Annotated in this window: 19 protein-coding genes and 2 pseudogenes; 6 read left to right on the forward strand and 15 right to left on the reverse strand. The window is 73.0% G+C overall.

Features of this window, described 5'->3' with window-relative positions; all coding sequences use genetic code 11:
- Positions 1 to 113 precede the first annotated feature (113 nt).
- Positions 114 to 1367, forward strand: a complete 1254-nt coding sequence (locus ACZ6D7_RS32425; RefSeq protein ID WP_469498546.1) for an MFS transporter — start codon at positions 114 to 116, stop codon at positions 1365 to 1367.
- Between the two features lie 76 nt (positions 1368 to 1443).
- On the opposite strand, the gene ACZ6D7_RS32430 is transcribed toward ACZ6D7_RS32425, so the two are convergent.
- Positions 1444 to 2001: a hypothetical protein gene (locus ACZ6D7_RS32430; RefSeq protein ID WP_469498549.1), complete on the reverse strand. Its 558-nt coding sequence runs from the start codon at positions 1999 to 2001 to the stop codon at positions 1444 to 1446.
- Positions 2002 to 2285: 284 nt separating this feature from the next.
- A complete protein-coding gene (locus ACZ6D7_RS32435; protein WP_469498552.1) occupies positions 2286 to 3263 on the reverse strand; it encodes a helix-turn-helix transcriptional regulator in 978 nt (325 codons plus the stop codon).
- Positions 3264 to 3475: 212 nt separating this feature from the next.
- Between ACZ6D7_RS32435 and ACZ6D7_RS32440 the strand changes: the two genes are divergently transcribed.
- Complete coding sequence (locus ACZ6D7_RS32440; RefSeq protein ID WP_469498554.1) at positions 3476 to 3715, forward strand: hypothetical protein; 240 nt, start codon at positions 3476 to 3478, stop codon at positions 3713 to 3715.
- Between the two features lie 262 nt (positions 3716 to 3977).
- Complete coding sequence (locus ACZ6D7_RS32445) at positions 3978 to 4235, forward strand: response regulator transcription factor (RefSeq protein ID WP_469498556.1); 258 nt, start codon at positions 3978 to 3980, stop codon at positions 4233 to 4235.
- A gap of 136 nt (positions 4236 to 4371) precedes the next feature.
- Here the strand turns inward: ACZ6D7_RS32445 and ACZ6D7_RS32450 are convergent.
- The 12 genes and pseudogenes from ACZ6D7_RS32450 to ACZ6D7_RS32505 form a co-directional block, all read right to left on the reverse strand.
- Positions 4372 to 5999, reverse strand: a pseudogene (locus ACZ6D7_RS32450) (glycoside hydrolase family 13 protein); the annotation flags it as partial.
- The gene (locus tag ACZ6D7_RS32455) at positions 5995 to 6864 is read right to left on the reverse strand and encodes an exonuclease/endonuclease/phosphatase family protein (protein ID WP_469498558.1); all 870 of its coding nucleotides are present in this window, start codon (positions 6862 to 6864) and stop codon (positions 5995 to 5997) included. The pseudogene ACZ6D7_RS32450 and the gene ACZ6D7_RS32455, both read right to left, overlap by 5 nt.
- Positions 6861 to 7856, reverse strand: a complete 996-nt coding sequence (locus ACZ6D7_RS32460; protein WP_469498561.1) for a methyltransferase — start codon at positions 7854 to 7856, stop codon at positions 6861 to 6863. Before ACZ6D7_RS32460 ends, ACZ6D7_RS32455 begins: the two co-directional genes overlap by 4 nt.
- Before the next feature lie 68 nt (positions 7857 to 7924).
- Positions 7925 to 8530: a DUF1349 domain-containing protein gene (locus ACZ6D7_RS32465; protein ID WP_469498564.1), complete on the reverse strand. Its 606-nt coding sequence runs from the start codon at positions 8528 to 8530 to the stop codon at positions 7925 to 7927.
- A complete protein-coding gene (locus ACZ6D7_RS32470; protein ID WP_469498567.1) occupies positions 8527 to 9360 on the reverse strand; it encodes an SDR family oxidoreductase in 834 nt (277 codons plus the stop codon). Before ACZ6D7_RS32470 ends, ACZ6D7_RS32465 begins: the two co-directional genes overlap by 4 nt.
- Complete coding sequence (locus tag ACZ6D7_RS32475) at positions 9357 to 10733, reverse strand: glycosyltransferase (RefSeq protein WP_469498570.1); 1377 nt, start codon at positions 10731 to 10733, stop codon at positions 9357 to 9359. Before ACZ6D7_RS32475 ends, ACZ6D7_RS32470 begins: the two co-directional genes overlap by 4 nt.
- On the reverse strand, positions 10714 to 12522 hold the full coding sequence (locus ACZ6D7_RS32480) for a 1-deoxy-D-xylulose-5-phosphate synthase N-terminal domain-containing protein (protein WP_469498573.1): 1809 nt from the start codon (positions 12520 to 12522) through the stop codon (positions 10714 to 10716). The genes ACZ6D7_RS32475 and ACZ6D7_RS32480 overlap by 20 nt, the downstream gene beginning before the upstream one ends.
- Positions 12519 to 13835, reverse strand: a complete 1317-nt coding sequence (locus tag ACZ6D7_RS32485) for an aminotransferase family protein (protein WP_469498576.1) — start codon at positions 13833 to 13835, stop codon at positions 12519 to 12521. Before ACZ6D7_RS32485 ends, ACZ6D7_RS32480 begins: the two co-directional genes overlap by 4 nt.
- 100 nt (positions 13836 to 13935) lie before the next feature.
- Positions 13936 to 15060, reverse strand: coding sequence for a phosphotransferase (locus ACZ6D7_RS32490; RefSeq protein WP_469498579.1), 1125 nt, complete (start codon positions 15058 to 15060; stop codon positions 13936 to 13938).
- A gap of 13 nt (positions 15061 to 15073) precedes the next feature.
- Positions 15074 to 16327: an ATP-grasp domain-containing protein gene (locus tag ACZ6D7_RS32495; RefSeq protein ID WP_469498582.1), complete on the reverse strand. Its 1254-nt coding sequence runs from the start codon at positions 16325 to 16327 to the stop codon at positions 15074 to 15076.
- Positions 16328 to 16349: 22 nt separating this feature from the next.
- Positions 16350 to 17066 carry an HAD family hydrolase gene (locus ACZ6D7_RS32500; RefSeq protein WP_469498585.1) on the reverse strand — a complete coding sequence of 239 codons (717 nt, stop codon included), beginning with the start codon at positions 17064 to 17066 and terminating at the stop codon, positions 16350 to 16352.
- Positions 17063 to 17620 carry a sugar O-acetyltransferase gene (locus ACZ6D7_RS32505; RefSeq protein ID WP_469498660.1) on the reverse strand — a complete coding sequence of 186 codons (558 nt, stop codon included), beginning with the start codon at positions 17618 to 17620 and terminating at the stop codon, positions 17063 to 17065. The genes ACZ6D7_RS32500 and ACZ6D7_RS32505 overlap by 4 nt, the downstream gene beginning before the upstream one ends.
- 801 nt (positions 17621 to 18421) lie before the next feature.
- Here ACZ6D7_RS32505 and ACZ6D7_RS32510 point away from each other — a divergent pair.
- Entirely contained in the window at positions 18422 to 19522 is a 1101-nt protein-coding gene (locus ACZ6D7_RS32510; RefSeq protein WP_469498588.1) for a SagB/ThcOx family dehydrogenase, read from the forward strand.
- A gap of 109 nt (positions 19523 to 19631) precedes the next feature.
- On the opposite strand, the gene ACZ6D7_RS32515 is transcribed toward ACZ6D7_RS32510, so the two are convergent.
- A complete protein-coding gene (locus tag ACZ6D7_RS32515; protein ID WP_469498591.1) occupies positions 19632 to 22403 on the reverse strand; it encodes a helix-turn-helix transcriptional regulator in 2772 nt (923 codons plus the stop codon).
- Positions 22404 to 22915: 512 nt separating this feature from the next.
- Between ACZ6D7_RS32515 and ACZ6D7_RS32520 the strand changes: the two are divergent.
- A pseudogene (locus ACZ6D7_RS32520) lies at positions 22916 to 24408 on the forward strand (ISAzo13 family transposase); the annotation flags it as partial.
- 115 nt (positions 24409 to 24523) lie between these two features.
- Positions 24524 to 25689 (forward strand): IS3 family transposase gene (locus ACZ6D7_RS32525; RefSeq protein ID WP_469498663.1). Its coding sequence is split into 2 segments (ribosomal slippage): positions 24524 to 24725 and positions 24725 to 25689, totalling 1167 coding nucleotides; the frame shifts between segments, so codons are not numbered across the junction.
- Positions 25690 to 26029 lie beyond the last annotated feature (340 nt).

Consider the following 26029-nt stretch of genomic DNA (forward strand, 5'->3'; position numbering starts at 1 on the left):
GTCACCCCCACCCCCCCCCCCCCCCCCCCCCCCCCCCCCCCCCCCCCCCCCCCCCCCCCCCCCCCCCCCCCCCCCCCCCCCCCCACGGCCCCTTGCCCAGGAGAACGAAGCCCATGAACAGACGCGTGCCGCTGCTGACGCTGGTCGCGGTGTCCGCCCTCTCGTCGCTGGGAACCGCGGCGACCCTGCTCGCCGTCCCCTGGTTCGTCCTGGAGAGCACCGGCAGCGGCATCAGCACCGGCCTGGTGGCGGCGGCCGAGACCGTGGGGCTGCTGTGCTCCGCCGTCCTCGCCGGCCCCGCCGTGGACCGGCTGCCCGCCCGCACCGCCGGCGTCGCCGCGGATCTGCTGACCGCCCTCGCGATCGGCCTCATCCCCGCCCTGCACCACACCGTCGGCATGTCCCTGCCCGTCCTGGTCGTCCTGGCACTGCTCGCCGGTGCCGCCCGCGGCCCCTCCGACACGGCCAAGCAGGTGCTGGCCATCAGCGCGATGCGCCGAGCCGGTACACCGGTCGAACGCGGCACCAGCGCCATGGAGGGCGCCCGGCGCATCGGCACCATGGCGGGCGCCCCGCTGGCGGGCCTGCTGGTCGCCTCCGTCGGCCCGGTGTCGACGCTGTGCGCGGACGCGGCCGCCCTGCTGCTCTGCGCGATCCTGGTCCGCGCCCTCGTACCCGACGAACCCCGTGCGCCCGAGGGCGCCCAGGCCTCGGACGGCTCCTACGGCTCCCGGCTCCGGGCCGGATTCACGAGCCTGCGCGAGGACCGGCTGATGCGGGCCGTGGTCGGTGTCCTGCTCGTCACCAACGCCCTCGACAGCGGCCTCAACGCGGTCCTCTACCCGGCGTACGGCACCCGGGTGCTGCACAGCAGCTCCCTGCTCGGCGCGATGATGACCGCCATCGGACTCGGCGCCCTCGTCGGGACCGCCCTGCACGGCTGGCTGGGGCACCGCTGGCCCCGCAGGACCGTCTTCGCCGGCTGCTTCGTGCTGCTCGGCGCGCTGCGCTGCGCCCTTCTCGCCCACCAGGCGTCCACCGCCGTCCTGCTGGCGGGCCTGGTGGTCTCGGGCATCGGGTCGGGCGTCGTCAACCCGCTGATGATGTCCGTGGCCTACGAACGGGTGCCGGAGGACGTCCGCGGCCGGGTCTTCGGACTGGTGGTGGCCTGTGCGCTGGCGGCCACCCCGCTCGGTGCCCTCGCCGCCGGACTGCTCCTCGACCGGCTGGACCTGACAGCCGCGCTGGTGCTGTTCGGCGGCGTGTACCTGGCGATCGCGCTGGCTCCGCTGGCGTTCACCGTGTGGCGGGAACTGGACGGGCCCCGGCCGTCCGCCGGAGCGCGGACGGCCGAGGCCCGTGTGTGACTTGTTCATGACCGGTCCATGCACCCGGACGGCACCCGCACCGGCTTGCGCCGGCGGCGGGCGCCCGAACGGCCCGTCACCAGAACGACGGATGCAGCGCGAGCACCTGGAGCGTGCACGGTGTGTGCACGGAGTCCAGGGTGTAGACGAAGCCGCGCGGCACGTACAGCGCCTCACCCACCCGCAGCCGCAGCTCCAGCGAGTGTTCCAGGGCGGCCGGGCCCCCTCCCGGGGGCGGCGCCTCGACCCGGCCGCCGCAGCTGCCCTTCACGGGCAGCAGCACCAGATCGGTGCCGGCGGTGTTGCCCCGGCTGCGCCCGCCGACCGCCAGCGCCACCGAGGAACTGGTGACCTCGGAGCCCAGCAGGGCCCCCAGGGCGGTGGTCAGTTCGGGCAGACCCGTGTCCGCCCCGGCGACCACCGCGTCGATGCCGTCCGGCCACACCAGCGCCGGACTCCGGTCCCGGTGCACCGACAGACACAACGCGAGGTCCCTGACGAACAGGTCCAGCCCGGATTCCGCCCCTGCCGAGGCCGGTTCATAGTCCACGTCCCACTCACGCTCCCCGTCACGCGGGCTCTCCGCGCGTGCCGTGGTCCGGGTCCGGTCGCCCGACGCGCGTCCGATCCGCATGCGGCGGATCTGCGTCGGGGCCAGCAGGTACCGGCATGCGACGCGGCTCGCACACGGACGACCCGTCCCTCGCGCACGGAACACGGATCAGGACGAGCCCGCTGTTCTTCCGTCACATGACCGCAGTGACCGGTGGCACCGTCGGACGGGCCCCTTTCTGCGGAGTTGCAGGAACTTTCGCGCACGGGGAGGTGAACCGGCAGTCCCGGGTTCACGGTACCGCACGGGCAGACGCGGGTGACCGCCCGGGCGGTAGCGTGAACTCACCACGGGGGAAGGGCGGTTCACCCGGACGGCGCGGAGTCCGTGCCCTCGTCGCCGAGCAGCCCCTGACGGGCCGACAGGAAGCCCGCCTGGAAACGGCTCTCGGCTCCCAGGGTCTCCATGATGTCCGCGATGTGCTTGCGGGCCGTTCTCAGGGACATGCCGAGGCGGCGCGCGATGGTCTCGTCCTTCATGCCCGCGGCCAGCAGCCGCACGATGGTCCGGTCGATGTCCTTGGCGACGGCCTCCAGACCGTCGGTCACCGCGTCCGCGAACGGTTCCGCGTGGGTCCAGCTCTGCTCGAACACCTCGCACAGGTAGTGCACCACCGAGGGCTCCCGGATCACCACCGCGCCCCAGTTGTCGCCCTGTTCCGGAATGAACGCCACCCGCCGGTCGAAGACGATCAGACGCCCGAACAGCTCGTGCGCGGTCCGGTACTCCGCGCCGAGGCCCGACACCATGGCGACATAGGCCTGGCTGGGTCCGTTGAACCGGGCCGTGTGGTGGTACAGCGTGCGCATCCGCACCCCGCGCGAGAGCAGCGCGGTGTCGCGGGCCAGGGCCTCCTGGAGGGCGGCCGGCACCCGGTTCCCGCCGGGCTGGCTCGTCAGCATCTCCTCGGCGCACTCGGCGGAGGCGCGGTTGAGGGCGGCGCGCACCTCGTCCAGGCCGGGTATCACCTCCAGGCCGACGGAGACCCGGCTGAGACTGTCCCGGTAGTGGCCGCGCAGATTCGCGAACTGGTCACGGATGCGGTGCAGTTCGGACTGCTGGGCACGGATGGTCTCCTCCAGCGAGGTGGTCACCACCGCCGCGACCAGGTCCGGATCCACCGGGCGCAGCCGGGTGGGATCGTCCACGTCCGCCTTTAACAGGCCCAGTTCGGTCAGCGCCGCGAGGGCCGTGCCGACCTCGCCCCGGGTGAGCCCCAGCTCCCGCGCGGCCCGGTCCGGGTCCAGCCGTTCGTTGCCCGCCACCCATTGATAGAGGGCCACCTCCCGGTCCCCGGGCCACGGGGACGGATCGATTGTCCTGATTTCCTCTGCTTTGAACATTTCGTCCCCTGTTCGTCTTGCTGCGGGGCAGCTTGGTGAGCGCCTCGGTTCATGGCCCGGCCGTCCCCGACACGGAAGTCTTGAAGCACCGGAAGGAGCGGGCACACCGCACCTCCGGATCCGGTCCCAGAAAACGACAGAGGAGAGTCCCCATGTCCCGCATGAAGTCCCTGAACTCGGCCGCCGTCGCCCTTGCCGCCACCGCCGCCATCGCCCTCGGTGCCTTCACCGCCGTCGCCCCGCACGCGCACACCGGGACGGTGGCGGCGGAGAACGCCGGGACGGGCGACACGAACGGGGACAGCGGCTGGGGCGGCCGGATCGCCAATGGCGTCATCGTCGTCACCGGCGCGGTGTCCACGACGGACGGCACGGACAGCGCCGGCGTCTGATCCGGTTCCCGGCGACGGTCGAGGGGACCGCCGGCACGGTGCGCGGGCTCCGGCAGTGGGACCACTGTCCGGCAAGTGCCGCCGCCACGTCGTCTATCGAACACGCGTCGCACCATAACCCGTGCCCCCCTCCGGGACGCCGGAGGCGCGAGGGACGCGCGTGACGCCGCCCGCGGCAGAACCGCCGCCGAGGCCCGTACGACCGTCCGGAACGGCTCCGCCCCGGCGGAGCGCCCCACCCTCCCCGAGGCGCTCGACCCCCATGAAAGGCACGCTCGTGAGTTCGTCCGCCACCGACATACTCGAACTGCTGAGTTCGCGCGAGATCGAGGTGCTGGGCCACCTCGCAGAAGGTCACACCTACACCTCCATCGCACGGAGGATGCAGCTGAGCCCGCACACCGTCGACACGTATCTGCGCAGGATCCGGGGGAAGGCGGGGGTCAGCAACCGGGCCCATCTCATGATCCTGGCGCTCCAGGTCACCCGGCGCGACGGGGTCCGGCTGACGGGCACCTGAAGGGACCCCAGGACCCGCTCACCGGGACGGCGGTGAGGGCCGGCGGCACGCCCCCGCCCGCCCTCACCGGACAGCGGGGGGGGGGGGGGGGGGGAACCCCCCCCCCCCCCCCCCCCCCCCCCCCGCCGTCGTGGCGTCACTCGGGACGCAGCCACACCGCCGTGTCCGACGGCAGCGCTCCTTCCGTCAGGGGACCACTGGAGAGCAGCACCTCGTGCCCGGCGGGGAGCGACACCCGCCGGGGGGAGAGGTTCACCCGGCACATGAGACCGTCCGCCCACCGGAAGGCGAGCACCCCGTCGGGAGCCGGCAGCCAGCGGAAGCCGGCCGCCTCGTCACCCGCCCCCGTCCCCGCCCGCGCCGCGCGTCGCACGGCCAGCGCTGAGCGGTACAGCGACAGCATCGACCCCGGCGCCGCGCGCTGCGCCTCGGCCGTGAGCCCCGCCCACGCCCGCGGCTGCGGAAGCCAGGGCCGCGAACCGCCGGGTCCGAAGCCGAACGGCGCGGCGGTGCCCGACCAGGGCATCGGCACCCGGCAGCCGTCACGCCCCGGATCGGCCCCGCCCGACCGCACGAGCATCGGATCCCGCCGGCACTCGGCGGGCAGGTCCTCCACCTCGGGCAGACCGAGCTCCTCCCCTGGTACAGGTACACCGATCCCGGCAGGGCCAGGGTCAGCAGACAGGCCGCCCGCGCCCGCCGGGTGCCGAGCTCCAGGTCCGCGGGCCCCTCGGACGCCCCCCGCCCGAAGTCGAAGACGTGTCGGCGCGGCCGTACCGGGTGACCGTGCGCGGCACGTCGTGGCTGGCCAGCACCCAGGTCGCCGGCGCGCCCACCGTCCGGTGCACGGCCAGGGTCGCGTCGACGCGGGCCCGCAGCGCCCCCGCGTCCCACGGGCTGCGCAGCAGGCCGAAGTCGAACGCCGTGTGCAGTTCGTCCGGGCGCAGACAGCGGGCGAGCCGCATGGGATCGCGCAGCCATGTCTCCCCGACCAGGATCCGGTCGTCGCCGTACGAGTCCGCGATCCGGCGCCACGCGCGGTAGACCTCGTGCACGTCCTCCCGGTCCGCGTACGGGTGCGGCCCGCCGGCCGTCCGGTCGGGCCGGGGTTCTTGGTGAGGAGGGTGGCGGAGTCGACCCGGATACCCGCCATGCCGCGGTCGAACCAGAAGCGCAGCACCGACTCGTACTCGGCCCGCACCCGGGCATCGGCCCGGTTGAGGTCCGGCTGCTCGGCCGCGAAGAGATGCAGGTACCACTCGCCCGGAGCGCCGTCGGGCGCCACGACCCGGGTCCAGGCCGGCCCGCCGAACTCGGAGACCCAGTCGTTCGGCGGCAGCGCCCCGCCCGGACCCCGGCCGGGACGGAAGTGGAACAGGGCGCGCTCCGGGCCGCCGGGCGGCGCAGCGAGAGCGGCCCGGAACCACGGATGGGCCTCGGAGACATGGTTCGGCACCACGTCCAGGATCGTGCGCAGTCCGCGCCGCCGCGCCTCGGCGATCAGCTCCTCGGCCTCGCCCAGGGTGCCGAACAGCGGGTCCACACCCCGGGGATCGGCCACGTCGTACCCGCCGTCCGCCATCGGCGAGGGATACCAGGGGGTGATCCACAGCGCGTCGACACCGAGCCGCACCAGATGGTCCAGGCGCCGCCGCAGCCCGGCGATGTCGCCGACACCGTCGCCGTCGCCGTCGCCGAAACTGCGCGGGTACACCTGTGGACGACCGCGCTCCGCCACCACGGTGCGGCTCGGCGCGGCTCACCGGCGGCGCAGCCGGACGGTGACCGGACGGTGGTCGGAGGCCAGGGGACGCCCGTCGTAGGGCTCCGGACGCGGGTCCGGCGCGCGGTAGGCGGCCAGCTGCGGGACGAGCGAGGCGGACAGCAGGAACAGGTCGATCCGGCGCGCGGCCTCTCCCGGCAGGAACTCCCCGTAGGTCGGCGAGCGGTCGCCCAGATGGGCGCCGGCGTCCACCAGCAGCGGATCGCCGGGGTTCCCGAGGAGCGTGGCGAGCGGGGTCCGGTCGGCCAGCCGTCCGCCGGGGAGCAGCAGGTCGTCCCTGCGGTGGCGGGCCACGCGGGTCCAGTCGGGCTCGGGGTCGCCGGGCGGCACGGAGTTGGCGTCCAGGCCGATCACGAGCGGCGGAAGGGCGGGATCCGCGTGATGGCGCAGGTGATCGGCCTCCATGCGCCGGACGGTGGGGCTGAAGGGATCGAGGTGGGTGACGAGGAACCGCAGCGGGGTGCTCCAGCCCGGCAGCCGCAGGGTGACCAGCCCGTGGCCGTGCCAGTGGGCCAGCTCGGGGGCGACCCGCTCCACGGCCACGCGCTCGACGTCGGGTTCCCAGAACACGGCCTGGTGACAGCCCGTCTTGGCGGTGAACAGTTCGCCGTCCATGCCGAACGCGGCCTTGGCGTCCTCGAACAGGGCCCCGCCCGCGCGGTGCCAGCCCCAGCCCTCGGTCGTCAGCAGGACCCGCGGCCGCTCGGCGGCGACCAGCGCGACCTGCGCCTTCCACCGCTCGTCGTCGCCCCGCAGACGCTCGATGCCGGTCTCGTACAGGTTCCAGAACATCAGCAGGTCGGTCCCGTCCGGACCGCTCCGGGCGGGGGAGGGCGCGGCGCTCACCTGATGCCGACCAGGAGGGACTCGGGGCCGTCCAGATGCTCCACCCGGGTCTCCCGGAAGCCGGTCTTCCGAAGCCACTCGAGGCCCTGGGCGCCGGTGTAGTCGAATCCGCCCGGCACCTCGGCGTGCATGATCAGGCTGAGGATCAGGCCGACCGCGTTGCTGCGGCGCTCGTCGTCGATCAGCGTCTCGTGGATCAGCACGGCCCCGCCCGGCGGCAGCGCGGCGTACGCCTTCTCCAGCAGCAGGAGCTTCTCCGGTTCGCTCCAGTTGTGCAGCACATGGCCGAGGACGACGACATCGGCCCGCGGCAGCTCGTCCTCGAAGAAGTCGCCCGGCCGGAACTCGATCCGGTCGGCCACGCCCAGGCGCTCCATGTACGCCTCGAAGCCGGGCCGGGCGGGCGGCAGGTCGAACCCCACGGCGGTCAGATGCGGGTGCCGGCGCAGCACCCAGCCGGGTACCGCGCCCTCCGCGCAGCCGACGTCCACCAGGGTGCGGTACCGCTGCCACGGGAACCGCTCGGCGACGGCCCGCGCCGACCCGATGCTCAGGGCCGTCATGTCCCGCTGGAACGCGCCGGCGGAGGCCTGTGTGGCGTAGGCGCCGGCATAGAAGTCCCGCCCGTCCCGGCCGCCGTGGGACGCCTGCCCGGTGCGCAGTACGGCGACCAGGTCGTCGGCGAGCCCAGGCCCCCGGGACAGGAAGCTGGCGCCGAGATAGGTGGCGGGCCGGCCCGCGTCCAGGTACTCCAGGGTCTCGGGCGTGCCGGCGTACCGGTCCCCGGAGCGGTCCAGCAGGCCGAGCGCCACCAGGGCGTCGAGGAAGTCCGGCGCCGGGCCCGGGTGCAGTCCGGTGCGTGCGCACAGCTCGGCGGCGGCCAGCGGTCCGTCGGCGAGCGCCGTGAACACACCCAGTTCCACGGCGCCGAGCAGAGTCCTGGTCTTCCAGTGCGCCCACATCAGATCGGTGACGGGCTGGGGCGAGATCATGGTGCGGTGTCCCTTGGCTCGGAGGTGGGAGGACGGGGGAACGGGAGTGGGGGCGGTGGACGACGCCTTCAGCGGCGGTCGGCCGGCGCCGCCGGGGCGAATCCGGGCGGGGTGAAGGAGGCCGTGCACGCGTCGGAGAACGGCGCCTGGGCGAACAGGCCGACCCGGACCTCCGGGTCGCCGCCGCCGGTGAACGTCCGGACGAACCGCCAGTCCTCGTCGTCGTGTTCCCGGTGGAAGACGGCGTGCCGCCGCCCCTCCCGGGTGACGAGGAGCGCGGCGCCGGGCCCGGCGAGGGCGGGGCCCGTGGCCTCGTCGGACAGCGGACGGCTGACGACCGTGACGATCGCCCAGCCGCCCGCGCGGGTGCGTTCCACACAGACCTTGAACCAGCCCTCCCGGTCGTGGACGACGATGCCCCCGGCGTCCCCGAAGGCCCGCCCCTCGACCCCGACCCGGGTCCACAGCGTGTGGTCGCCCGCCACGGAGCGCCCCCAGGTGCCGACCCCGGACGCCTCGTAGGAGCCGGGCATACGGAACAGGTCGGCGCCGCGCGGCACCCGCACCCGCAGCTCCCCGGGGTGCGGCAGGGCCGTGCTCCCGGGGCCCTCGAAGCTCCACCCGGGGTCGTCGAGGGCCAGGACGCTCGCGCCGGGAAGGGCGGCCGGTGTCATGGCGTGGTCATCCCGCCGTTGACGCTGACGGCCTGACCGGTGACCCGGGGCGCCGACGCCAGATAGCGCACCAGACCCGCGATGTCCTCGGGCGTCTGGAACGCGCGCTGCGGGATCATTCCCCGCATCCGTTCCCAGCACTCGTCCTCGGTCTCACCGGGCCGGGCGAACTCCGACAGCAGATAGCGCCACATGTTGGACCGGACCATGCCGGGGCAGACGGCGTTGACCCGGATGTTCTCCTTCGCCACCTCCAGGGCGAGGGCGGCCGTGAACCCGACCACCCCGAACTTCGCCGCGCAGTAGTGGGCGACCTTCGCGAATCCCGTACGCCCCGACACGGAGGAGAAGTTGACGATCGACCCGCCCCCGCCGGCGCGCAGCAGCGGCAGCGCGGCCCGCGACGACAGGAACACCCCGTCCAGATTGCCGGAGACGACCTGCCGGAACTCGGCCAGCTTCATCTGCTCGACGGTACTGACGTGGGTGACTCCGAAGGCGTTGACGACGGTGTCGAGACGGCCGGGACCGTCGGCGATCCCCCGGTAGAGGCGGCGGATCGCCTCCTCGTCGGTGGCGTCCGCCTCGGCCGCCGTCACCGACAGCCCCTCGGCGGTCAGCTTCCCGGCCAGCTCGTGCGCCTCCGCGTAGCCGGTGACGTCCGTGGCCCGGTAGTGGTTGTACGTCGACGGCAGCCGGTCGGTGTCGGCGACCACGACCTCGGCGCCCCGCCGGGCGAAGTCCTCGGCCACGGCGGCGCCGATACCCCGGCCGCCGCCGATCACGAGGACCACCTTGCCGGTGAACTCCCCTTCCGCACCTGCTGTCATCGTGTCTCTCCCGTCGTGGCGGCACCCGCGGGGGCGGGCGCGAGGGTGTAGGTCAGCGGCGGCAGGACGAGGGCGTCCAGCAGCCGCGGGAAGGCCCGGTAGTCGGCGAGATTGCGCTCCGGGGCGGCGACGAGCGCGCGCAGGCCCGGGTCGTCGCGCCCGGTGCGGGCGGCGAGCGTGTCGAGCGCGGCCGTCAGGATGCCGTCCCGGCGCCCGAAGAACGCCCGGAAGACCCGCTCCGCCTCGGCCGCCCGCTCCGCCGGGGCCGCTCCGGCGCGCGCCGCGACCCGGATCGCGTCGGGCAGGACCCGGTCGTGCGGCACCTCGACGGGGGCCGGGGACCCGGCGAGCGCCTCCAGGAACGCCTTGTCGGTGTAGGGCGCCTCGTGGCGCACGGCGGCCGGCGCGAAGTCCCGCGTGAGCAGCTTCTCCACCAGGACGTCCTCGTCGACGCGGCCGAGCGGGCCGACCCGGCCCATGTCGAGGACACCGGCGGTGTCGAGGGCGGTGGGCACCAGATTGCGGGCGGGCAGCAGCTCCACGGCCGGGCCGACGTCGGCGGCCAGCACCGGCACCCCGTGGGCGAGAGCCTCGACGACGACCCGGCCCAGCGTCTCCCGCGACGCCGTACTGGGGAACAGCAGCACGTCGACGGCGTCGAAGAACTCCCCGAGACGCTCCTGGGACCAGACGCCCGCCACACGCACCGAGCCGGCCGGCACCCCGGACCGCCCGAGGGCCGCGCGCACCGCGTCGGCCTGCCACCGCGGATCGTTGGGCTTGCCCGCGCACAGCAGTTCCGCCCGCCCGCCGCTCTCCCGGTGCAGACGCGCGAAGACCGACAGCACCTGGTCGACGTTCTTGGCCAGCGACAGCGCCCCGAGATATCCGACGCGCAGGGGGCGGCCCGCCGGCGGCAGCGGCCGGGCGGGGCGGCGCGGCATCCGGTCGAGCATCGGGTACGCCACGGCCGCGCCGCTCGCGGCCGTGGCCGGGAAGTGCCGCAGGAACAGCCGGCGCGTGTACGCCGTCGGGAAGAGCGCCAGGTCCCCCGGCCGCAGCAGGGGTGCGCACAGCTCCTCCTGGGCCCAGTAGCCGGACCACAGCGCGGTGTGCACCTCCCGGACGATCCGGAAGTCACCGCCCGTCCGCTCCCGCCAGAGGTGGTAGAGGAAGGCGTACGGCCCCGAACCGGCGTAGACGGTCTCGCCCGCGCGCACCCCCGCGAGCCGGCCGGCGCCGGCCGTCAGGTCGTGCGGGGCGAGCGTGTGATGGCGCGCCAGCAGCTGGGACGCCTCGCGGTGCATCAGGACCGCGCCGTCGACGATGCCCTCCGTGTCCGGCGCGCGGTAGTCATGCGTGTGCAGGCGCACGCCCGGCCTCCCTGCTCTCCAGCAGCCGCACCAGGCGCTCCCGCAGCATCTCCGGGGCCATGCCGTGCAGCGGCAGCTGACGGGCGTGCACCTGCCGGGCGATGTCGCGCCGTACGCCGTGGACCTCCACCGGCAGCAGATGCCGTGCGCGCAGCCCCTCGCCGAAGCCGCCCCGGGCGCCGTTGTACTCGACGCTCAGCAGACGCCGGCTGCCCCGGAGCACGGCCAGGTCGGCCGGCGCGAGACGGGGGGTGAGGGCCGCGCAGTGCAGATGCGGGACACCGAGGCCGCGGTTGGCCTCGTCCACCAGGACGCCCGCGTACCCGAAGGTCACCACGGCCGCGTCGGCGCGCTCCGCGCCGGGCGGGGTGAGCCAGACCCCGCCGTCGATGTCGGCGGAACAGTCCTCGCCCGGCGGCTCGAAGGCGGCGTCGACCATGCTGACGACATGAGCGGTGGCCGGGTCCCGGCCCAGCCGGGCCAGGCACGCGGCGAACTCCGCCGCGGTGACCGGCTCGTAGACCCGGGTGTGCAGCAGCTGGCCGAGCAGGTTCGTGGCGTTGTGCGCCCCGCCCCAGGCACCCCAGCTGCGTCCCGCCAGGACCAGCAGGTTGCGCACGCTCGTGGTCGCCTCGGTGAGCATGCTCAGCGAGTCCATGTAGTACATGGCGTCGGTGGCCACCACCTTCAGGGTGTCCTCCGGCAACGACAGCGTCATGCCGACCGTCAGCGTCTCGGCCAGTCCCGTGTTGGTGTACGGCACCTGTCCGCGCAGCCCGAACCGCGCGGCCAGGTCGGGGGTGAACACCGCCATCTCGCGTCCCGTGCGCTCCTGGTGCCGGGCGAGCATCCGGCCGGCGGTCGCCGCGAACGACGGGCGGGCCGGTCCGCGCGCCGCCGCGTCCGCAGGCCGGAAGCTGTGCTCCCCCTTGCTGGTCCGGCACACCAGCACCGACGGACCGGGCAGGGCCAGCAGCGCCCCCAGGGCCGCCTGCACCGCCCACTCGTCACGGCCGTCGGCCTCCATCAGCCGGCCTAGATAGGCCGCGAGATAGCCGGTGTTGACCGGCTTGGCCAGCGGCTCGATGCCCTTGGCGTTCGCGTCGACGACCAGCACGAGATTGGTCAGGCCCACATCGTGCGCGAACCGCAGCGCCTCGAAGGCGACCCCCTCGTGCAGCTCGCCGTCGCCCGCCAGACACACCACCTTGCGGTCCGTGCCGCGCCTGGTCAGCTCCCACGCCAGACTCACCGCCTGCGCGACACCGACCCCGAGGCTGTAGCGCATCGTGTTGCGGAAGCCGAGTTCGCGGTCGACGACGCCCGTCAGCCCGCCCTGGTGCAGGGTGGCCAGCGGGGTGAAGGGCAGGGTGCCGCGCACATAGTGCTCGGCGTAGAAGGCGGGGGCGATGTGCCCGCGGCCCACGATCAGTTCGGCCGGCCCGCCGCCGCCCTCGCCGCCGCCGTCGGGGACGAGGCCCAGCGCGAAGCAGGCCCGCACCAGCGGGAGCGAGGACAGATTGCTCTGGAGGTTTCCCGAGCCGGCGATCTCGTGCATGCGCAGCAGCACGTCGGCGCTGTCGGCGTACAGCCGCTCGGGAACCTCGGCGGCGAGCCCGCGCAGGCTGTCGAGCAGTGAACCGGGCGGCCGGCCGTCGAGGCCGGAGCCGGGCCGTGCCGACCGCTCCAGGCGGTCGAGTTCGCGCAGCACGACGGCGCCCTCGGCGGGCGTCAGGCGGGGCAGCGCCGCACGCGCCGGGCCGGCGAAGCGGTCGTACGGCGTGTTCACCGCCCGTCCCCGCAGACCTCGTCCAGGGCGTCGCCGAGGATCTCCAGGATCTGGTCGGCCTCGCCCGGCGTGGTGACGAACGCGGGCGCCAGGACCACCCAGTCGTCCTGTCCGCGCAGGATCAGACCCCGGCTCATACAGGCCGACGCCAGCCGCTCACCGGCGCCGTCGCCGCCGCCGGTGAGCTTCACCCCGTACAGCAGCCCCAGGGCGCGCACCGTGCCGCGCCCGCCGACGAGCGCGCGCAGCCGAGGCTCGACGTACGCGGCCAGGGTGCCGATACGGTCGAGGTAGCCGTCCTCGCGGAACAGGGTCACGGCGGCGAGGCCGGCGGCGGCCGCCATCGGGTTGGCGGCGTAGGTGTGCGACGGCGCGAAGGACACCGGCCCGCCGGCCTCCCCGAGCACGGCGGCGACGTGCTCGCCCATGAGGACGGCGGCCAGCGGGGCGAACCCGCCGGAGATGCCCTTGCCCACGCACAGGATGTCCGGGGTGACACCGAAGGTCTGGGCCGCGAAGGGCTGCCCGGTGCGGCCGAAGCCGGTGACGATCTCGTCGAACACCAGCAGCACCCCGTGCCGGTCGCAGACCTCGCGCACCCGCGCCAGGTAGTCCGCCGGCGGGACGGCCATGCCGCGCAGGTGGATGACGGGCTCCATGACGATCGCCGCGACCGACTCCGGGCCCTCGGCCTCGATGGTCCGCTCGATCATGGCGGCGGCCAGCGCGCCGGACGACTCCCGGGGCACGTCCCAGAACGACTCCAGGCAGTCCGGCGGCCACACGTGGACGATGCCGGGCAGGCCCGGTCCGAACCGGCTGACGTCGGGCCGCCCGGTCAGCGACAGCGACCCGTAGGTGGCCCCGTGGTAGCCGTGGTAGTAGCTGAGGACCTTGACCCGGTCGGGGTTGCCGTGGGCGCGGTGGTACAGCCGGGCCAGCCGGACGGCCGCCTCCACGCTCTCGGAGCCGCCGTTGACGAGCTTGGCCGCCGTGATGCCGGCCGGCGCGAGATCGACGAGCCCCTGGGCCAGATCCAGGGCGGCGCGGTTGGTGCCGTGCAGGGGCGGGTTGAAGGGCAAGGTGCGCAGCTGGTCGGTGACCGCCCGCGCGATGGGCTCGCAGTCGTAGCCGAAGCAGGTGACGAACACCCCGGACAGGGCGTCCAGGAAGCCCCGGCCGGTCGCGTCGGTGAGCCGGATGCCCTTGCCGGACGTGAACAGCAGGGACTGCTCGGAGTGCGGTACCTCGAAGCAGTAGGCGGACAGGTCCTCGGGCCAGACGGACAGGGGTGCCAGGTCGACGGTGGTCATGGGGCAGCTCCTCAAGGGCGAGGGTCGGGTGGGGGACGGGCGGGCGGCGCCCGGACGGTGTGCGGGGGAGAGCGGTGGAAGTCGGTGGGGGCCTGGGTGCTCAGGGGCGGTCCGCGCCGGTCAGCAGCCGGTGGACGGTGTGCCTGCGCCCGGGGGAGAGCAGCGCGAAGTAGTCGAGCCACTGGGGGAGGAGGATGTCCCGGTCGAGGATGTCCTTGGCGATGTCGACGATCACCGGCAGCGAGTACGCCAGCAGCAGCGGCATCAGCCGTGCCTCGTCGCCGGCCCCGAGCAGCCCCCGCCGCCGTCCCTCGGAGAGGAACCCGGCCAGCGCCCGGCGAGCCCCGGCACGGTCCGCTCCGCAGGCGTGCGCCACCGTGTCGGCGAGCCAGGCCAGATCGAGCAGCCGGTCGGCGACGTGGAGGTTGTCGAAGTCCAGCACGGCGACGACCCGGGCCGGCTCCCGCGCCAGCAGGAAGTGCCGCAGATGCAGATCGGCGTGGACGACCCCCGGACGGGACATGACGAGGGCGTCACGGTCTTCCCCGTCGTGCCGCGGACGGGACACGGCGAGGTCGCCACCGTTCTCCCCGTCGCGCCGCAACAGCGGTGCGGTGGCGCACAGTTCGCGCAGCACCTCGGCGGCGGCACGATGCCACGGGCCGCTCCCGCGCTCCGCCTTCGGCAGCAGCCGACGCTCGGCGTCGTCCAGGGCGGCCGGCCAGTCCTCCTCCTCGACCAGCCGCGGCAGCGGTACGGCTGCCAGCTCGTCCGCGACGGCGGGCGGCAGCCCGTCCAGCGCCTCGCGCAGGTCCAGCCCCGCGCGGACGACGGCGGCGACCTGGTCCGGCGCGCCGCCGGCGAGTGTGCCGGCGCTGAGCGGGCTCAGCTCGCAGACCAGCCCGTCGAGGCGCACGCCGGGACTCCCGTCCACGGCCGGCACCACCGGCAGCGCCGGCACGCCCTGGTCACGGCAGTGGGTGATGACACGGTCCTTGAGCGCGGCGAACCGTTCGGCCCGCACGGCCTCGGGGTTGAGCTGCGCCTTGAGCACATGGCCGCCCCCGGGACCCGACACGTGCCACAGCCCCGCCGTGTGGGTCAGGGGCCGCGCGCCGTCCACGGTGAGCGGCCGCAGCTCGCACTCCTCCCAGGGCCCGGCCCAGTGGGCGCGCAGCACACGGCGTACCCACTCCTCGGTCCCGGCGGACACGGTGATGGTCATGGACTCCTCCTCCCTACGGCTGCTCGACGTCGTAGAACCGCTCGCCGTCGAGGTAGCGGACGGTGGCGAGGTCGCGCAGGACGACGTCCTGGACCTCGTGGCGCAGCTCGACGAGCAGCGGATAGGTGAGGTCGTCGACGGTCCGCCTGATCCGGCCGCCGGGCTGCACGAACGTCCGCAGCCCGTGGTAGCTCTCCAGGTGCTTCAGTTCCTCCAGCCCCCGGTATGCCCGCAAGGTGCCCTCGACCGGCGAGATCAGGGGCGCGCCCGCGATGAACTCTCGTACCTGGTAACGCTCCTGATGGCGTGCCAGGAAGCGTTCCGGGGCGGTGTAGGCGTCGACCGTCCAGTTGAGCTGGGACTCGCCGGTACCCATCCGCGCGTAGTGGTCCGTCCACCCGCCGCCCATCCGCGCGCCGACCTCGATGAGACAGGGCCCGGACGGGGTCAGCTTGACGTCGAGATGGGCGGGACCGTGGCGGATGCCCATGGCGTCCAGCACCTGCTCGCAGTAGGCGACCACCGTGTCGACCCGCTCGCCCTCGTGCGGGAGCAGGACCAGGCCGTCACAGAGGTCGAGGACCCCGTTCGCCGTGATCTGCGTCGCCGTCCAGATGTCGCACAGATGGTGCCTGCCGTCCCGGCTGACCGTGTTGACCGAGTACTCCGTGCCGACGAGGTACTCCTGCGCCACGACCGCGTCGTTGCGCATCGAGAAGATGTTCTCCGTACCGATCAGGGACCGGTAGGCCGCCACCGCCTGCTCGGGGGTGTCGCAGTAGTGGACACCCTGACTGCCGGCGCTGCTCAGCGGCTTGATCACGATCCGGCCGGCCAGCTCCCGGTGCCAGGACGCCAGTTCGTCCGCGTCCGTGACGAGCAGCTGCCGGGCACCGCGCAGCCCGGCCGCCTTGACCGTCTCGATCATCCGGTACTTGTCGCGCCGCGCGGCGCTGAGCCCCGTCCCGTTCGTCGGCAGCCCCATCCGCTCGCTCAGCAGATCCGCGAAGGGCACACCGAACTCGCTGTCCGGCACGACCGCGACCGGCTCGTGCCGGGAGAGCAGGGCGATCGTCCTGTCGAGGTCCCCGTCGTGCACGACCTCGTCCACGAAGCCGGTGGGCACCACGGCCTCGTACATCTTCGGACGCACGGGCGTGCTCTGGACGTAGACGCACTCGTATCCGGCCTTGCCGAACTCGGAGACGAGGTTGCCGGTGGGACCGGCGGGGCTCGGGTCGACGATCGCGACGCGACCTTTCAGCATGGTTGTTCATCCTCACTGGAGTTCACGGGGACGGGAGACAGGGCACGCAGCCGCGGGGCGCCGCTTCGACGAGCAGCCTCCGGGCCTCGAACAGGTCCGTCACCACGTGGTCGGCGGACGGGTGGGGGAGATGGCGGGTGAGGGCGGTCGGGACCGCGACGACCGTGCATCCGGCCGCGCGGGCGGCCGCCGTACCGGTCGGCGAGTCCTCCACCGCGACACACCGGTGCGCCGGCACTCCCAGCCGGTCGGCCGCCTGGAGATAGGCCATCGGGTCGGGTTTCCGCCGGGTGACCTCGTCCCCCGACACGATCACCGCGAACCGGTCCGCGAGGCCGAAGTGGCCGAGCCAGCGCTCGACCCACTCCCGCGCGGACGAGGACGCGACGGCCAGCGGCTTGCCCGCCGCCCGCAGACCGTCGAGCAGGGCGACCACGCCGGGCATCAGCACGACATGGTCGGGAGTGAAGAACCGCTCCCAGTGGGCGCGCAGCCGGTCCTGAAGCTCCGCGTCCGCGACACCGACCCCGGCGCGCTCCCTGAGCACTTCGAACAGCGACGGATAGCCTTCGGCGTTGCCGCACACGTGTTCGGCCCAGAACTCCGGGACGAATGGCGTACCGAACTCCTCGAACAGCGCCTTACACGCGAGGAAGTCCGGCCGCACCGAGTCGACGAGGGTTCCGTCGAGGTCGAACACCACCGCGTCGAACGACCCCTTCGAACCCGCGGCTCTCATGACGCCCGCTCGGCGTCCTGGTCCACCAGTCGCACCACGCGCGCGGGATTGCCCACGGCGACGGCGTTCGCCGGCAGATCCTTGGTGACCACACTCCCGGCCCCGACGACGGCGTCGGCGCCGATCGTGACCCCCGGAAGGACGATCACCCCGCCGCCGAGCCACACGCCGTCCTCGATCCGGATCGGCTTCGCGCTCTCCCACATCCCGCGCCGTGCCGCGGCGCCGTGCGGGTGGTCGGCGGTGTACAGCTGGCAGCGCGGGCCCATCCGGACGTCGGACCCGATGACGATCGGAGCACAGTCCAGCAGGACCGCGTCGAAATTGATCCGGGACCGGTCACCGATTTCGATGAAGAACCCGAATTCACAGAGGAATCGCGGCACCACCCGCACACCCGCCCCCACCGCTCCCAGCAGTTCGGGCAGGATCGCGTCCCTGGCCGGCTGGTCACCGAGCGCGGTGGCGTTGAAGCGGTCCAGCAGGCTTTCGCACCGTTTCCGGTACGGACGCAGCGACGGATCATTGGCCAGGTACGGTTCACCGCCCGCCATCCGGCGTCTGAGTTCGTCGAATTCCACAGGGCGACCTCTGACTCTTCTCGGAATGGCCGGGGGCCGATATGACATCGGCCCCCGGCTGGCCGTTCGTGGTGCGTCAGCGCTGGTAGTGGACCTTGATGGTGCGGGCGGAAACGGGCTTGGCGGCCAGCTCGATCTTCTTCATGGGGTGTTCCTTTCGATAGGTGAATCCGGACGGCGAATGCGGTCGGTGCTCGCGCTCGGCGGGACCGTCCGTGAATGCGCCGGGAATTCGGTGGGTGAGCCCGTTCGGCTCGACACCAAGTAGAGCCGGGAGGCGGGGCCTTCGGCATCGGTCGCCCGACTGGTCCTGACCGCCGGGTGCCGGCGGCAGGTGACGGACAGTCGGGTGTCGGGCCCGTTCACCTGCGGATTCGTGGGAATCCATGTCCCGGCGGGGGTGCCGGCGCCAGCCGTGCGGGTCGGGCCGGGGGCGGATCCGGCCGGCTTTCCGGTCCCGCTCCTTGAGCCCGGACACCGATGAGGGACAGCGGCCCGCCTTTTCCTCGCCCAGGCGTCCGTCGACCTACCGGCGGAAACCGTCCGGCAGGACCAGTCGGGCGACCGATGCCGAAGACCCCGTACTCCCGCTCTACTTGGTGGCGAGCCAGACGGGCTCACCCATCGAGAGGAGCACACCATGAAGAAGATCGAGCTGGCCGCCAAGCCCGTTTCCGCCCGCACCATCAAGGTCCACTACCAGCGCTGACGCACCACGAACGGCCAGCCGGGGGCCGATGTCATATCGGCCCCCGGCCATTCCGAGGAGAATTCATGCTGCTCCGGCGCGCGCACAACGTCGTCTGCTACTGGCTCGACGGTTCCTTCGTCATCCAGAACTACCTCACCGGCACCCAGCTCTCGCTCGCGACGAGCGCGGCCGAGATACTCGCCGCGTTCACCGACTGGACGTCCGAGGAGGACGCCGTCTCGGCCTTTCCGGACTACGACCCGGAATCCTGCCGCGCGGCGGTGCGACAACTCCACTCCTACGGCTTCCTCGTCGCCCCCGACGAGAACGAACGCGACGAACGGCTCGCCGAACACTGGCAGACCTGGTCGCCGGAGGCGGCCGCCCTGCACTTCTCCAGCAAGCACGCCGACTACACCGAATCGCCCGAGATCAACGACGAGTTCCGGGCCGGAAAGCGCTCGGCGCTCTTCAAGAACTACCCGGACGCCGACCGGATCCTGCTGCCCCGCGTCCCGCCCGACCTCGACGCCCCCTTCGTCCGCACCCTGTACGGCCGCCGCACCCACCGCAGCTTCCGGCCGACCGCGCTGCCCCTGCCACGGCTGTCCCAGCTGCTCGCCATGGTCTTCGGCCCGAGCGAGTTCCTCGACGGCCAGGACTTCGGCGCCCTGATGAAACGGACCAGCGCGGCCGGCGGCGCACGCCAGGAACTCGAGGCGTACGTCGCCGTGTCCGCCGCCGAGGGCATCGCGCCCGGCCTCTACCACTACAACGTCCTGGAGCACTCCCTGGAACTCCTGGACGACGGCTTCACCCGCGAACACGCGGCCCATCTCTGCTACGACCAGGCGGCGATCGGCGAGGCGGCGATGACCGTGTTCGTCACCGGCGTGGTCGAACGCATGAGCAGCAAGTACCGGGCGCCCCGCGCCTACCGGGTCATGCTCACGAACGCCGGCCACCTCGGCCAGACCTTCGCCCTCACCGCCACCGCACTGGGCCTCGGGCCGTTCCAGACGCTGGCCTTCCGGGACGAGGAGGCCGAGGACGCCCTCGGGGTGGACGGCATCGGCGAGACCGTCCTCTACGTCCTCGCCGCCGGCCTCCCCGCCGAGGAGCCGGAGGCCGAGTACGGCGCTGGCCTGGACGCCTTCCGGCGGGCCGACCTGTACCCGGGCTGAGAGCCGCACCACGGACACCGGCGAGCCCCTCGTTCCGCATCGTCACCACGACGTGCCGGAACGGGGGCTCGCTCGTGCGGCGGGCCCGCCCCCGGGGACCGCTCCGGGGTTACGCGCGCTCGGCGGCCGGTGTCTGCGACACGTCCAGGGGCAGCATGCGCAGCTGATGCCGCGACGTGATCCCGAGCTTGGGGAACACCTTGTAGAGGTGGTGCCCCACGGTCCGGGGACTCAGGAACAGCTGCCGCGCGATGTCGCTGTTGGTCTTTCCCTCGGCGGCGAGCCGCACGATCTGCGTCTCCCTCGGCGTGAGACCGGTCGGCGTGTCCGGGTGCGCTCCGGCCGGCTTCTCGATCTGCTCACCGGCCGCCCGCAGTTCGTCCGACGCCATGTCCGCCCAGGGAGCGGCCCCGACGGCACGGAAGAGGCGCAGCGCCTGGTGCAGCTGGTCCCGCGCGCGTTTGACACGACGCGCCCGCCGCAGCCACTCCCCGTACAGCAGATAGGTGCGCCCGGCCTCGAACGGCGACGGGGCGGCGGCGTCGAGCGCCGCGCCGAACAGCGCGTCCGCCTCTCGCGGTGTGCCCGCAGGGTCGTCGTCGGCGAGCAGCGCCCGGCAGCGCAGCCACGCAGCGCGAAGGACAGGCACGTCCGCCGCACCGCGCTCGAACCGCTCGAGGGCCACCCGGGCGTGCCCGGTCTCCCCGGCGCGTGCGCAGGCCTCGACCAGGTCGGGCAGCACGAGCCGGCTGATCGCGAAGTGCTCCGCCGGCGCGCCGGGCGTGGTGACCTCGCGCAGCAGCCGGGCCGCGCCCGCCGTGTCGCCCTCGGCCAGCGCGTCGAGCCCGAGCGCCCAGTGGACGAGCGCGAGAGCGGCCGCGCTCTCCCGCGGCGCTGCGACGGACAGGACCTCGTCGGCCAGGGCCCGGCACTCGTCGCCCTCGCCACGCACGGCGGCGGTCCACGCCAGTACGGCGCGCAGCTGGGCGGCGGCGGCGAACTGGCCGGTCTCGTCGGCGGCCGGGAGCGCTTCGCGGGCGTGGGCCGTCGCGTCGGTCCACTGCCCGGTGACCAGCTGGAGCGAGACCAGCGGCAGCACCGTCAGCGGCAGCGCCCCGGTGGCGCCGTTCCTGCGCACGGCCGCGACCGCCTGCCGCAGGGCCTCCGACGCGGGTTCGGTCTCGCCCGTGAAGTACGGCAGGAAGTCCGGAGGCCACCGGGACCAGGGCGGGGTGCCTACGGCGGCGTACCAGGGCGGCGGCACACGGCCGGGGCCGTCCCCGGCCCCGTCCCCGCCTGGTGCCGGGACGGCCAGGCCGGCGAGCCGGCGCAACTGCGTGCGGAAGTGGTCAGGGGTCCGGCCGGTGGCCGCGCCCGTGCGCTCCAGCAGGAGGGCCGTCCTCGCCAGCTCCCGTGGGCGGTTCGCCGCCCATGCCGCGCGGGCGGCCGTCACCAGCAGCTCCTCCGCCAGCTGGGGATCGTCGTCGAGGACGAGCCGCGCGCCGTCCAGGAGAGTGCGGAAGGCATGGGCCGGGTTGCCCGCGGCGAGGGCCATGGTGCCGCGCACCCGGGCCGCACGGGCCCGGTCGGCCGGATCACGGGCCAGGTCCTCGGCCTCCTCCAGCAGGGCGACGGCCCGGGAGGGTTCGGCCGTGTCCCAGGCGCAGCCGGCGGCATCGGCGAGCCAGCGGGCACGCTCCCGGGGAGAGGTGGTGAACAGGGCGGCGCGGCGCAGGGCCCGGCCCGCGGCCACGGGCCGGCCCGCGTGACGGGAGCGGGTGCCGCTGGCCGCCAGCAGTCCGGCGACGGTGTCGTCCTGGCCCACCGTCGAAGCGGCGAGATGCCAGACCCGGCGGTCGTCGTCCTCGTCTAGGATCCGGGCCAGAGCCCGGTGCGCCGCGTGGCGAGCGCCCAGGGGGGCCGCCTGGTACAGCGCCGAACGGACCAGCGGGTGGCGGAAACGCACCCGCTGCTCGTCCAGATCGATCAGGCCGGCGGCCGCCGCGGCGTACAGCGAGGCCGTCGCCGCGTCCCGGTCACCGGCGGCGGTGAGGATCGCGGTCAGGTCCCCGTCGTCCTGGAGCGCCGCCAGCAGCAGCACCTCGCCGTGCTGCTCGGCGACCTCGGCCGTGCTGTCGAGGTGGATCTGCCGCAGCCGGGGTTCGAGGGGGAGATGGTCGGGGAGCGGTGAACCGCCCCGCAGCTGGGCGGCGGTGAGCGCCGCGGGCAGCGCGCGCAGGGCGAGGGGGCTGCCCTCCGCCTCGTGCAGGATGCGTCGCCGTACGCTGCGGACGGCCTCCGGAGCCGTGCGGTCCAGAAGGGTCTCGGCGGCGTCGGGCGGCAGCGGCCCGAGGACGGTCTCGGGCAGGTCCGGTGCGGTGAAGGGGCGGGATCCGTCGCGGGCGGCGAACACCATGGCCAGGCCCTCCGTCTCCAGCCGGCGGGCGATGAACAGCAGCACATCGGCCGAGGCGGGATCCAGCCACTGAGCGTCGTCCACGAGCAGCGCGGCGGGACCGTCCGCGCCGGCCTGGGAGAGCAGGGACAGCGCCCCCAGGGACAGGAAGAAGGGGTCGACGGCGTCCGGTCCCAGCCCGAACGCCGCCCGCAACGCCACGGCCTGCGGTTCGGGCAGCCGGTGCAGACCGGGCAGCAGCGGCCGCAGCACCTGGTGCAGCCCGGCCCAGGGCAGCTCGGCCTCGCTCTCGACTCCCGTGGCCCGCAGCACCCGCACCCCCGGGGGAACGTCGTCCGCCAGGTCGTCCAGCAGGGCGGTTCTCCCGATGCCTCCCGGACCGCGCAGCACGAGCGAGCCGCCGTGTCCCAGCCGCGTGCCGCGCACCAGGCCACGCAGCCGCTCCCGCTCGGGTTCCCGCCCCACGATCACGGTCTCCGTTCCCTTCGTCGAGGAGTACTCCGTCTTCTTCGCCGGGGAGCACCCCGTTCCCTTCGTCGGGGAGCACTCCGCTCTTTTCGTCGGGGAGCACCCGACTCCCTTCACCGAGGAGCGTTCCGCTCCGTTCGTCGAGGAGCATTCCGCGGACCGCATGCCGTTCCTCCCGTCACCGAAGGCCGGACGGCGGACCCGGAAACCGTCCGACGCGCCGACGCTCCCGAGCACCGCGTCGGATGCCGGGCAGGACGCCGTCGCGGTCCCGGACTCGGCGGCCGGGCACCGCGACGATCGCCACGTCGATGATTTCCTCCGGCGGCGACCCCGCTCAAGTCACGTGTTCTCGTGTGGCGTCGGGACCGTGTGCCGTCGTGGACGCCGCCGTGCGCAGGGCGCGAGGGAGGCGCGGGGCGTGTCCGTGTGACAAATCCGTTAGTGATCGCTAAGGGCTTGCCGGGAAACAAGTCGTGGCTTCCAGCTGTGGGACTCGTTGTTCTGGTATGGGGCGAGTGGAGGGGATCGAGGCCGTCCTGGCTGCGAAGTTCCAGGTGTTGTTGCCACATCTGGACGAGCGTCAGCGTCGGCTGGCCATAGGGGCGGAAGCGCTGTCGCTGGGGCATGGTGGGATCAGGCTCGTCGCTGCCGCGGCCGGGGTCCGGGAGGGCACGGTCTCGCGCGGAGCGGCTGAACTTGAGTCCGGCCAGGCTCCGTTGGGGCGGGTCCGTCGTCCTGGTGGGGGCCGGAAGAAGGCGGTGGACCTTGTCCGGGGCTGCGGCCGGCGCTGCTTGCGTTGGTCGAGCCCGACGAGCGTGGCGATCCGATGTCGCCGCTGCGGTGGACGACGAAGTCGACCCGGAAGCTGGCAGCGGAGCTGACCCGGCAGGGCCACCGGGTCTCCGCCGACACAGTCGCCGGACTGCTGCGGGAAGAAGGCTTCAGCCTGCAGGCCAACACCAAGACCATCGAGGGTGCTCAGCACCCGGACCGGGACGCCCAGTTCCGCTACCTCAATGAGCAGGCACGAGATCACAGGGACGCCGGTGACCCGGTGATCAGCGTGGACAGCAAGAAGAAGGAGCTGATCGGCGACTACAAGAACGCCGGGCACGAATGGCGGCCCGCAGGGCAGCCCGTGAGGGTCAAGACGCACGACTTCCCCGGCCAGGCCGAGAAAGCGATTCCGTACGGAATCTATGACATGGCGGCGAACACCGGCTGGGTCAGCATCGGCACCGATCACGACACCGCGGCGTTCGCCGTCGCCTCGATCCGGCGCTGGTGGCAGGCGGTCGGCCGGCACGACTACCCCCGCGCCCGCCGACTGCTGATCACCGCCGACGGCGGGGGCTCCAACGGCTACCGCACCCGCGGCTGGAAGACCCAGCTCGCCGACCTCGCTGCCGAGACCGGCCTTGAGATCACGGTGTGTCACCTTCCGCCCGGCACCTCGAAGTGGAACAAGATCGAGCACCGGCTGTTCTCCCACATCACCATGAACTGGCGCGGCAGACCCCTGACCAGCCATGAAGTCATGCTCCAGACCATCGCCGCGACCACCAGCCGCACGGGTCTCACCGTCCATGCCGAACTCGACATCGGTGAGTACCCCACCGGCATCCGCGTCAGCGACGACGAGATCGCCGCCCTGCCCATCACTCGCCATCGCTTCCACGGCGACTGGAACTACACCCTCGACCCCCTGCGTCCGATGCACGCGGCGACCACCGGCACACCGGACGACGCCCTGGCGGACAGACTGACTCGCCTCACGCGGCGTTCGCTCCAGGACCCGGAACTGACCGGGATGACCCGCCGGCAGCTCAACGAGCTCATCGACTCGTTGACGCCAGCGATGGAGGTTCAACGCGAGCAAGTGCTCCGCACACGTCGAGGCCACGAGCGCCTGGTGGCCCCTGGCGCAGGTGCCAAAGCCAAGCTCACCTCAGCCGACCGGGTCCTGGTCACCGTGCTCCACCTGCGAAAACTCGCGACTGAGGCTGATCCCTTGGAGTGGACACCCTGACAATGGATCTTGAGGGTCCAGGAAGGGATGTTCAGGTGGGACGCCAGTCTCCGGACCCGAGGAGTTCCGTAAGGACGCCGTTGCGCTGTATCGCGCGGCCGGCGGTAAGCGCACGTATGCGGTGGCGACCGCCGAACTCGGGATCACCGGGGAGACACTGCGGACCTGGGTCCGCAAGGACACCGTCCAGCAGGCGCCCGAACGCCATGGACCGGACGGCGCTCACAGTCCGGCCGAGGAACTGGCCCGGCTGCGGGCTGAGAACGCCCGGCTGCTGAAGGCGGAGAAGGAATGGCAGCTGGAACGCGAGATCCTGCGCCGGGCAGCCGCCTATTTCGCCAAGGAGGTGAAGTGACAACCCGCCGCTGGGACTTCATCTCCGACAACCGCGCCGAGTTCGGCATCAAGCGGCTGTGCCGGGTGCTGGGGATGTCCCGCTCCGGCTACTACCGGCACCAGGCCACTGCCCAGGCCCGTGTCGAGCGTCAGGCCGAGGAGGCTGCGACGGTCGCCGAGATCCGCGCCATCCACGCAGAACACCACGGCGCCTACGGTGCGCCGCGTATCCATGCCGAACTCCGATCGCGCGGGCGGAGGATCAACCGCAAGCGCGTGACCCGGCTGATGCGGATCAACCGCGTCATCGGCCGGCACCTGCGGCGCAGGAAGCGCACCACGATCGCGGACAAGACCGCCCCGCCTGCCCCGGATCTGGTGATGCGCGACTTCACCGCGCAGGCGCTGAACACCAAGTGGTGCGGCGACATCACCTACATACCCGTTGGGTCCTCGTGGCTGTATCTCGCCACAGTGATCGACATCTGCTCGCGCCGCGTGGTGGGCTGGTCGATCGCCGACCACATGCGCACGTCCCTGGTGACGGACGCGATCGAGATGGCCGTGGCCGCCCGCGGCGGTGACGTACGCGGCGTGCTCTTCCACACCGACAGGGGAGCCCAGTACACCGGCGCCGCCTTCGCCGACGTCTGCCGTCGGCACGGCATCCGCCGCAGCATGGGGCGTGTCGGCTCGAGCTACGACAATGCCCTCGCCGAGTCGTTCTTCCAGGGCCTCAAGCGGGAGCTGCTACACGAACGGCGCTGGACCTCCAAGGCTCAGGCCCGGCTGGAACTGTTCCGCTGGCTGGCATACTACAACCGGCGGCGCCGCCACTCCGCACTCAGCTACCTCACACCAGTCGAGTTCGAACAACGACTGATCACACCACGTACTCTGTCACTCGTCGCATGAAATCCGGTGTCCACTCCCGGGGATCAGCCTCAGCTATTCGGCTCGCCCCGCCATGCAACCAAACGTGGTTGCAGGCGTACGGGCACGACTTGCTTGCCGCATCCCGTCAAACTGGATCAACGTCGGAAGATCCTGAGAGCGGGCGTCGACGTGCTTGCGTAGGTCCCTGACACGGTTCGAGTCTGTAGCTGCTTGAGCTTGCCGTCGGAGTTGCGCCTCCACCAACGTCCCAGGGCATCGCGGAACTCAAGCACTGCAGGTTCGGGGGTAACAGTTTCGGACACCGTGTGGGTCTCGATCGACACGACCCACACGCTGATGCCGCCAGAGGCTTCGATGG

The organism is Streptomyces sp. NPDC041784, assembly GCF_055591025.1.

What these genes read in the sequence shown, in the direction of transcription:
- ACZ6D7_RS32425 (WP_469498546.1), top strand. Translation starts at nt 114, where the DNA reads ATGAACAGACGCGTGCCGCTGCTGACGCTGGTCGCGGTGTCCGCCCTC.
- ACZ6D7_RS32430 (WP_469498549.1), bottom strand. Translation starts at nt 2,001, where the DNA reads ATGCGGATCGGACGCGCGTCGGGCGACCGGACCCGGACCACGGCACGC.
- ACZ6D7_RS32440 (WP_469498554.1), top strand. Translation starts at nt 3,476, where the DNA reads ATGTCCCGCATGAAGTCCCTGAACTCGGCCGCCGTCGCCCTTGCCGCC.
- ACZ6D7_RS32445 (WP_469498556.1), top strand. Translation starts at nt 3,978, where the DNA reads ATGAAAGGCACGCTCGTGAGTTCGTCCGCCACCGACATACTCGAACTG.
- ACZ6D7_RS32460 (WP_469498561.1), bottom strand. Translation starts at nt 7,856, where the DNA reads ATGATCTCGCCCCAGCCCGTCACCGATCTGATGTGGGCGCACTGGAAG.
- ACZ6D7_RS32465 (WP_469498564.1), bottom strand. Translation starts at nt 8,530, where the DNA reads ATGACACCGGCCGCCCTTCCCGGCGCGAGCGTCCTGGCCCTCGACGAC.
- ACZ6D7_RS32470 (WP_469498567.1), bottom strand. Translation starts at nt 9,360, where the DNA reads ATGACAGCAGGTGCGGAAGGGGAGTTCACCGGCAAGGTGGTCCTCGTG.
- ACZ6D7_RS32485 (WP_469498576.1), bottom strand. Translation starts at nt 13,835, where the DNA reads ATGACCACCGTCGACCTGGCACCCCTGTCCGTCTGGCCCGAGGACCTG.
- ACZ6D7_RS32490 (WP_469498579.1), bottom strand. Translation starts at nt 15,060, where the DNA reads ATGACCATCACCGTGTCCGCCGGGACCGAGGAGTGGGTACGCCGTGTG.
- ACZ6D7_RS32495 (WP_469498582.1), bottom strand. Translation starts at nt 16,327, where the DNA reads ATGCTGAAAGGTCGCGTCGCGATCGTCGACCCGAGCCCCGCCGGTCCC.
- ACZ6D7_RS32500 (WP_469498585.1), bottom strand. Translation starts at nt 17,066, where the DNA reads ATGAGAGCCGCGGGTTCGAAGGGGTCGTTCGACGCGGTGGTGTTCGAC.
- ACZ6D7_RS32505 (WP_469498660.1), bottom strand. Translation starts at nt 17,620, where the DNA reads ATGGCGGGCGGTGAACCGTACCTGGCCAATGATCCGTCGCTGCGTCCG.
- ACZ6D7_RS32510 (WP_469498588.1), top strand. Translation starts at nt 18,422, where the DNA reads ATGCTGCTCCGGCGCGCGCACAACGTCGTCTGCTACTGGCTCGACGGT.